At 69.6% G+C, this 556-nt stretch carries 1 protein-coding gene; it reads left to right on the top strand.

Annotated elements, in window-relative coordinates:
- Nucleotides 1–208: 208 nt before the first annotated feature.
- Nucleotides 209–556: 2,3-bisphosphoglycerate-dependent phosphoglycerate mutase (locus AAE045_RS24100; protein ID WP_455549821.1), on the top strand; the 348-nt coding region annotated here is incomplete at its 3' end.

The following is a 556-nucleotide window of genomic DNA, read 5'->3' as shown; positions in this document are numbered from 1 at the left end:
CCCGCATGCCGATGACCATGCCGGCCATGACCACGCCACGCACGATCATGCCGGCCATGCACACGGCAGCCACGCACACGGCGGCGACGACAGCCGCCGCGCCGCACCGGACGCGCAGGGCCACCACGGGCATCCGCATCCATGAGCGCCACGGGCGGCCCGACGGCGGACGGGCAGGGCAGGGTTGCCGCTACAATGCGGGTCTGCCTTGCCATCTGTCGGAGATACTGCAGTGACCCGGAAACTCGTACTGTTGCGCCACGGCCAGAGCCAGTGGAACCTGGACAACCGCTTCACCGGCTGGGTGGACGTGGAACTGACTGAACAGGGCCGCCGCGAGGCTGCCGCCGCCGGCCGCCTGATGCGTGAAGAAGGCCTGCAGTTCGATGTCGCGCACACCTCGGTGCTCAAGCGCGCCATCCACACCCTGCAGGGCGCCCTGGCCGAGCTGGACCAGGACTGGCTGCCGGTCAGCAAGAGCTGGCGCTTGAACGAGCGTCATTACGGCGGGCTGCAGGGCCTGGACAAGGCCGAGACCGCGGCCAAGCACGGCGAG

Source organism: Dryocola clanedunensis, assembly GCF_038405435.1.
GTDB lineage: Bacteria > Pseudomonadota > Gammaproteobacteria > Enterobacterales > Enterobacteriaceae > Dryocola > Dryocola clanedunensis_A.
This window is presented reverse-complemented; position numbering and strand designations above follow the sequence as displayed.